The sequence below is a fragment of the Streptomyces sp. NPDC057271 genome (assembly GCF_042668715.1).
In the GTDB taxonomy this organism is placed as follows: Bacteria; Actinomycetota; Actinomycetes; order Streptomycetales; family Streptomycetaceae; genus Streptomyces.
In genome coordinates, this window is sequence record NZ_JBHUYJ010000052.1 from 1 (window position 1) to 5,987 (window position 5,987).

Annotated in this window: 6 protein-coding genes and 1 pseudogene; 3 read left to right on the plus strand and 4 right to left on the minus strand. The window is 69.9% G+C overall.

The features are described 5' to 3' along the window. The 3 genes and pseudogenes from ACFUJR_RS23095 to ACFUJR_RS23105 form a co-directional block, all read left to right on the plus strand. Positions 1–168: pseudogene (locus ACFUJR_RS23095) on the plus strand (IS110 family transposase); the annotation flags it as partial. Positions 169–351: 183 nt separating this feature from the next. Continuing rightward, positions 352–1,050 carry a DsbA family oxidoreductase gene (locus ACFUJR_RS23100; protein WP_383178093.1) on the plus strand — a complete coding sequence of 233 codons (699 nt, stop codon included), beginning with the start codon at positions 352–354 and terminating at the stop codon, positions 1,048–1,050. 209 nt (positions 1,051–1,259) lie between these two features. Further along, positions 1,260–2,315, plus strand: a complete 1,056-nt coding sequence (locus ACFUJR_RS23105; protein ID WP_383178096.1) for an aminotransferase class V-fold PLP-dependent enzyme — start codon at positions 1,260–1,262, stop codon at positions 2,313–2,315. A gap of 115 nt (positions 2,316–2,430) precedes the next feature. Here the strand turns inward: ACFUJR_RS23105 and thpD are convergent, their stop codons facing one another. Genes thpD through ectA form a run of 4 tightly spaced genes read right to left on the minus strand, consistent with a single transcriptional unit; the run spans position 2,431 to position 5,526 of the window. After that, positions 2,431–3,297 carry an ectoine hydroxylase gene (thpD, locus tag ACFUJR_RS23110; RefSeq protein ID WP_383178099.1) on the minus strand — a complete coding sequence of 289 codons (867 nt, stop codon included), beginning with the start codon at positions 3,295–3,297 and terminating at the stop codon, positions 2,431–2,433. A 2-nt stretch (positions 3,298–3,299) separates the two neighbouring features. Further along, complete coding sequence (locus tag ACFUJR_RS23115) at positions 3,300–3,698, minus strand: ectoine synthase (RefSeq protein WP_352186227.1); 399 nt, start codon at positions 3,696–3,698, stop codon at positions 3,300–3,302. Between the two features lie 41 nt (positions 3,699–3,739). After that, a complete protein-coding gene (gene ectB / locus ACFUJR_RS23120; RefSeq protein WP_383178102.1) occupies positions 3,740–5,008 on the minus strand; it encodes a diaminobutyrate--2-oxoglutarate transaminase in 1,269 nt (422 codons plus the stop codon). Beyond that, positions 5,005–5,526, minus strand: a complete 522-nt coding sequence (gene ectA, locus ACFUJR_RS23125) for a diaminobutyrate acetyltransferase (protein ID WP_383178105.1) — start codon at positions 5,524–5,526, stop codon at positions 5,005–5,007. Before ectA ends, ectB begins: the two co-directional genes overlap by 4 nt. Between the last annotated feature and the right edge of the window lie 461 nt (positions 5,527–5,987).

The following is a 5,987-nucleotide window of genomic DNA, read 5'->3' on the forward strand; positions in this document are numbered from 1 at the left end:
GACCCCGCCTCCCGCACCTACTACGACAAGCAACGCGCCCGCGGCAAGACCCACACCCAAGCCCTCCTCCGCCTCGCCCGCCAACGCATCAGCGTTCTGTTCGCCATGCTCCGCGACGGCACCTTCTACGAATCCCGGACGCCGAAGGACATCGAGCTCGCCGCATAACCCTAACAACCCTGAACCACCCCAAACCCGACACGGGCGCCTTGACGAAGGACATAGAGGCACCCCCGCTCCGGCACCCATCTCGTGCCGCGCCTCACAGTGGTGCCCGTCGCGGAATGAATCCGGTAGACCGATGTGTTTCGGCCACGGAACACCCCCACGACCCCGGAGAGAAGCAACAACATGCGCGTCGAGATCTGGAGCGACATCGCCTGCCCGTGGTGCTACATCGGCAAGGCCCGCTTCGAGAAGGGACTCGCGGAGTTCGCCCACCGCGACGAGATCGAGGTCGTGCACCGCTCCTTCGAGCTCGACCCGAACCGGCCCAAGGGCGACACCGCGCCGGTGATCGACATGCTCGCGAAGAAGTACGGCCGGACCCTGGACGAGGCCCGCGCCATGGAGGCGCACGTTGCCTCCAACGCGCACTCCGAGGGCCTCGGCTACCGCACCGAGGGCCGTGACCACGGCAACACCTTCGACATCCACCGCCTCCTCCACCTCGCCAAGGAGCGCGGTCGGCAGAACGAGCTGCTCGATCTCGCGTACCGCGCGAACTTCGCCGAGGAGCGGTCCGTCTTCGACGACGAGACCCTCGTACGGCTCGGGGCGGAGGCCGGCCTGGACGAGACCGAGGTCCGCACCGTGCTCGCCGACGAGACCGCGTACGCGGACGCGGTCCGGGCCGACGAGCGCGAGGCGGCCGAACTCGGCGCGAACGGCGTGCCGTTCTTCGTCCTGGACCGCCGCTACGGCATCTCCGGCGGCCAGCCCGCCGAGGTCTTCACGCAGGCACTGGAGCAGGCGTGGCAGGGCCGGGCGCTCCAGCCGGTCGGCGGCGACGCGGCGGCCTGCGACGTCGACGGGACCTGTGAGGCCTGACCGGCCGGCCCTCGACCTGCGAGGCCCGACCGGCCCCGGCCCTCGACCTGTGAGGCCCGACCGGCCCGCACCTCGCTCGGACCTCGGCCTCGGACATGGACAGTCCGGGGCCGAGGCGCGCCTCTGACCTGCGCACATAAGGCCGACTTGGCCTTTCCCCATGATCAAAGGCAATTGACCGCAGGTCGGAGGAACACCAGGCTGGTTCCATGGATGCCATGGAACCCCTCGGCGGAGCCGAGTTCGCGCCCCAGCAGACGTATCTGAACACTTCCGCCTGCGCGCTGCTGCCGCGCCGCGCGATCGAGGCGGTCACGCTCCTCGCCGAGGAGACCGCGGCCGGCCGCCCGAACGGGGCAGGCGACTTCGAGACCGTCGCGGAGGCCCGCGCCACCTACGCCCGGCTCATGGACGTCCACCCGGACCGGGTGGCGGTCGGCAGTTCGGTATCCGTCCATGTCGGCATGATCGCGCAGTCGATGCCGGCGGGCTCCGAGATCCTCTTCCCCGAGGGCGACTTCAGTTCCCTGATCACCCCGTTCACCATCCGCGGCGACCTCAAGACGCGGTTCGTGCCGCTGGAGCGCCTGGCGGAGTCCGTCCGCCCCGACACCGCGCTCGTCGCCTTCTCGGCCGTCCAGTCGGCGGACGGCAGGACGGCCGACTTCGCGGCGATCCGCGCCGCGGCGGCTGCGCACGGCGCCCGAACGCTGCTCGACGGCACCCAGTCGGCCGGCTGGCTGCCGCTGCGGGCGGGGGAGTGGGACTACACGGTGGCCGGCGGCTACAAGTTCCTGCTCTGCCCGCGCGGGGCGTCCTTCATGACCGTCACGGAGGAGGCACAGGACTCGCTGGTCGCGATCCACGCGGGCTGGGTCACGGGTGAGGAGCTGTGGACCAACAGCTATGGTCCGGTGCGGGAACTGGCCCGCTCCGCACGGCGGTTCGACGAACCCCCGGCCTTCCTCTCGTACCACGGCGCGGCCCGCTCGCTCGCGCTGCTCGAAGAGATCGGGATCGAGCGGATCGAGGCCCACAACAAGGCCCTCGCCGCCCGGTTCCGCGCCGGGCTCGTGGAGCTGGGGCACGCCCCGGTGCCGGACGTCTCCGGCGTCGTCGGCGTCCCGGGCCTCGGCGACCGGCAGTCCGCCCTGCTCTCGGCGGGCGTCCTGATGTCCGCCCGCGCGGGCAACCTGCGGGCGTCCTTCCACCTCTACAACGGCTCGGCCGACGTCGACCGCGCGCTGGAGGTCCTGGCGGGCTGAGGTGGGGTGCGGCGGACGCGGGGGCGGGCGCACGTGCGGATGCGGGGGCAGCCGAGAAGGCCGCCCCCGCACCACCGGGCCTCGCGCTCGCGCGCCCGGCGCCGCACCACCCGGCTCAGCGCACCGGTGTGAAGTCCCGCGCGCCGATGAACTCCGGCCGTCGCACCGGCGCCGCGAAGGGCTCCACCGCCGTGTTCTCCACGCTGTTGAAGACGATGAACACGTTGCTGCGCGGATACGGCGTGATGTTGTCGCCCGAGCCGTGCATCGCGTTACAGTCGAACCAGGTCGCCGAACCGGCCCGGCCTGTGAAGAGCCGGATGCCGTGCGCGTCCGCGAGCGAGGTCAGCGCCTCGTCCGACGGGGTGCCTGCGTCCTGCATCTGCAGCGAGCGCTTGTAGTTGTCCTTCGGCGTCGCGCCCTCGCACGCCAGGAACGTGCGGTGCGAGCCCGGCATGATCATCAGGCCGCCGTTGGTTTCGTGGTTCCGGGTCAGCGCGATCGACACCGACACCGTGCGCATGCGCGGCAGCCCGTCCTCCGCGTGCCAGGTCTCGAAGTCCGAGTGCCAGTAGAACCCGGAGGCGCCGAAGCCCGGCTTCACGTTGATCCGCGACTGGTGGACGTACACGTCCGAGCCGAGGATCTCGCGGGCCCGGCCCACCACCCGCTCGTCTCTGACCAGCCGGGCGAAGACCTCGCTGATCCGGTGGACCTCGAAGACGGAACGTACGGTCGACGACTTCGGCTCGACGATCGCGCGCGGATCGGACCGTACGGCCGGATCGGCGACCAGCCGGTCGAGTTCGCGCCGGTACTCCGCGACCTCGTCGTCGGCCAGCAGCTCGGGCTCGACGAGGAAGCCGTCCCGTTCGTACGACTCAAGGCCCTGGGCGTCGCCCCACACCACCGGATCCTGGCGGGGCGTGAGCACCTCGGAGGCGCCGCGGGTCGGGTACAGGTCGGTCAGGACGTTCGTCATGGTCAGCCCTCCTCCGTGAGCAGCGGGTACACCCCGTTCGCGTCGTGGTCCTCCCGGCCGGTGACGGGCGGGTTGAAGACGCAGACGCAGCGGAAGTCGGTCTTGGGGCGCATGGTGTGCCGCTCATGGCCGTCGAGCAGGTACATCGTCCCCGGCTCGATCCAGTGCGTCTCGCCGGTCTCGTCGTTCGTCAGCTCGGCCTCGCCCTCGACGCACAGGACGGCCTCGATGTGGTTGGCGTACCACATGGACGTCTCGGTGCCCGCGTAGAGCACGGTCTCGTGCAGCGAGAAGCCGACCCGCTCCTTGGCGAGGACGATCCGCTTGCTCTCCCAGGTGCCGGACTTCGCCCGCACATGGCGTTCGGTGTTCTCGATGTCCTTGAACGATCGGACGATCACGGTGGTGCAACTCCCTTTCGTCTAGAGGTGGTACGGCTGGATCAGACGGTCTCGCGGACCGCGCGGGACAGCGTCCGCAGCCCCTCGTCCAGCTCCTCGGGGGTGATGGTCAGCGGCGGGAGGAGTTTGACGACCTGGCTCTCCGGACCGGAGGTCTCAAGGAGGAGCCCCAGCTCGAAGGCGCGCGCGCAGACCTTGGACGCGCGGGTCCGGTCGGTGAACTCCAGGCCCCAGACCAGGCCCCGGCCGCGGTAGTGGGCGCCGTCGGCGGAGTTCTCCTCGCAGATCGCGAGGAGGGCCTGCTCGACCTGCTCGCCGCGCGCCAGGGTCTGCTTCTCCATCTGGCCGTCGGCCCAGTACGTGTCGAGCGCGGCGGCGGCGGTGACGAAGGCCGGGTTGTTGCCCCGGAAGGTGCCGTTGTGCTCGCCCGGCTCCCACACGTCCAGCTCCGGCCGGAACAGGCAGAGCGACATCGGCAGCCCGTATCCGCTGATCGACTTCGACAGCGTGACGATGTCGGGAGTGATGCCGGCCTCCTCGAAGGAGAAGAAGGCGCCGGTGCGGCCACAGCCCATCTGGATGTCGTCGACGATCAGCAGCATGTCCTGGCGCCGGCACAGGTCGGCGAGCGCCCGCAGCCACTCGGCCCGGGCCACGTTGATGCCGCCCTCGCCCTGGACCGTCTCCACGATCACCGCGGCGGGCTTGTTCAGACCGGAACCCTGGTCCTCGAGCAGCCGCTCGAACCAGAGGAAGTCCGGCACCTGCCCGTCGAGATAGTGGTCGAACGGCATCGGTGTGCCGTGCACCAGCGGAATGCCCGCGCCGGCCCGCTTGAAGGCGTTGCCGGTGACGGCCAGCGAACCCAGCGACATGCCGTGGAAGGCGTTGGTGAAGGAGACCACCGACTCGCGGCCCTTCACCTTCCGGGCCAGTTTCAGCGCGGACTCCACCGCGTTGGTGCCGGTCGGGCCCGGGAACATCACCTTGTACGCCAGCGAGCGCGGCCGCAGCACGACCTTCTCGAACGTCTCCAGGAAGGTCCGTTTGGCGGTGGTGGCCATGTCGAGACCGTGGGTGATCCCGTCGCGCTCCAGATAGTCGATCAGCGCCCGTTTCAGTACGGGATTGTTGTGGCCGTAGTTGAGCGAGCCGGCGCCGGCGAAGAAGTCGAGGTACTCGTGGCCGTCCTCGTCGGTCAGCCGCGCGCCCTGTGCGCGGTCGAAGACGGTGGGCCAGCCGCGGCAGTAGCTGCGCACCTCCGACTCCAGGGTCTCGAAGACGCTCAGTTCGGGCGGGGTGATGGTCACAGCGAAGCTCCAGGGGTATGGAAGGGGCCGATGCGGTACAGGACTTCGGGCTGGTGTGCGGCGCCGTCGGCGGTGTCGGGGAACAGGCCCCCGTCGAAGAGGACCTCGCGCTCCAGGGGGAGCCGGTGCCGGGCCGCGTAGGAGGTGAAGAGCCGGTCCGAGGGCGTGTTGTCGGGGGTGACCGTCGTCTCGACGGCCTCCGGGGCCACCCGGGCGGTCAGCGCGTCGAGCAGCACTCCGGCCAGCCCGCGGCCGCGCTGGCTCTCGTCGACGGCGATCTGCCAGACGACGAGGGTCCCGGGCCGGTCGGGGCGCAGGTATCCGGTGACGAAGCCGACCGGCTCACCGTCGGCGGCGCGCGCGACCAGCGAGGTGGCGGCGAAGTCGCGGCACCACAGCAGGTAGCTGTACGAGGAGTTCAGGTCGAGCACCCGGGAATCGCGGGCGATACGCCATATCGCGGCTCCGTCCTCCACGCGTGGGCTTTCCAAGGTCATGGCTGCTTGTGCTGCGGTCATGTCGTGGCAATTTACCGACCGAATTCTTGGATTGCATGGGGCGGAGGGGTGGGCGTGAGAGAGTCGATGTGTTATTCGCGCGAGCGTCGGTATGTACTGGTCTGCCGGTATAAATCCGGGCGAAAAGGCGGCGATGTGGGGTACGTCACAGGTGGTGGAATGGCTCGGATGTGCTGATGAAACCTTAGCGTTTAGAGTCCGTGATCCGGGGCAGAAGAAAGCCGGAATGTGTACGGGGAATTCGCCCATGAAATGCGCACACGAAATGCGTTCCGGTTATGCGGTCGGAGAATGCGTGCGAACAATGCGCGCGGTGGCGGCTCCCGGCGGCCCGTCGTGCGCGAGGGCGGCCGGGTGGGCCCATGCGGAAGGGGCCGGGGTGACGGGCGGACGTCGTGGTCCCGCCCCCCACCCCGGCCCCTCGCCAGATGTGCCGCGCCTCAGGTTCGCCCTAGCTCCCC

Excerpts from the sequence above, each read along its gene's own strand:
- ACFUJR_RS23100 (WP_383178093.1), top strand. The coding sequence starts at position 352 with ATGCGCGTCGAGATCTGGAGCGACATCGCCTGCCCGTGGTGCTACATC.
- ACFUJR_RS23105 (WP_383178096.1), top strand. The coding sequence starts at position 1,260 with ATGGATGCCATGGAACCCCTCGGCGGAGCCGAGTTCGCGCCCCAGCAG.
- thpD (WP_383178099.1), bottom strand. The coding sequence starts at position 3,297 with ATGACGAACGTCCTGACCGACCTGTACCCGACCCGCGGCGCCTCCGAG.
- ectA (WP_383178105.1), bottom strand. The coding sequence starts at position 5,526 with ATGACCGCAGCACAAGCAGCCATGACCTTGGAAAGCCCACGCGTGGAG.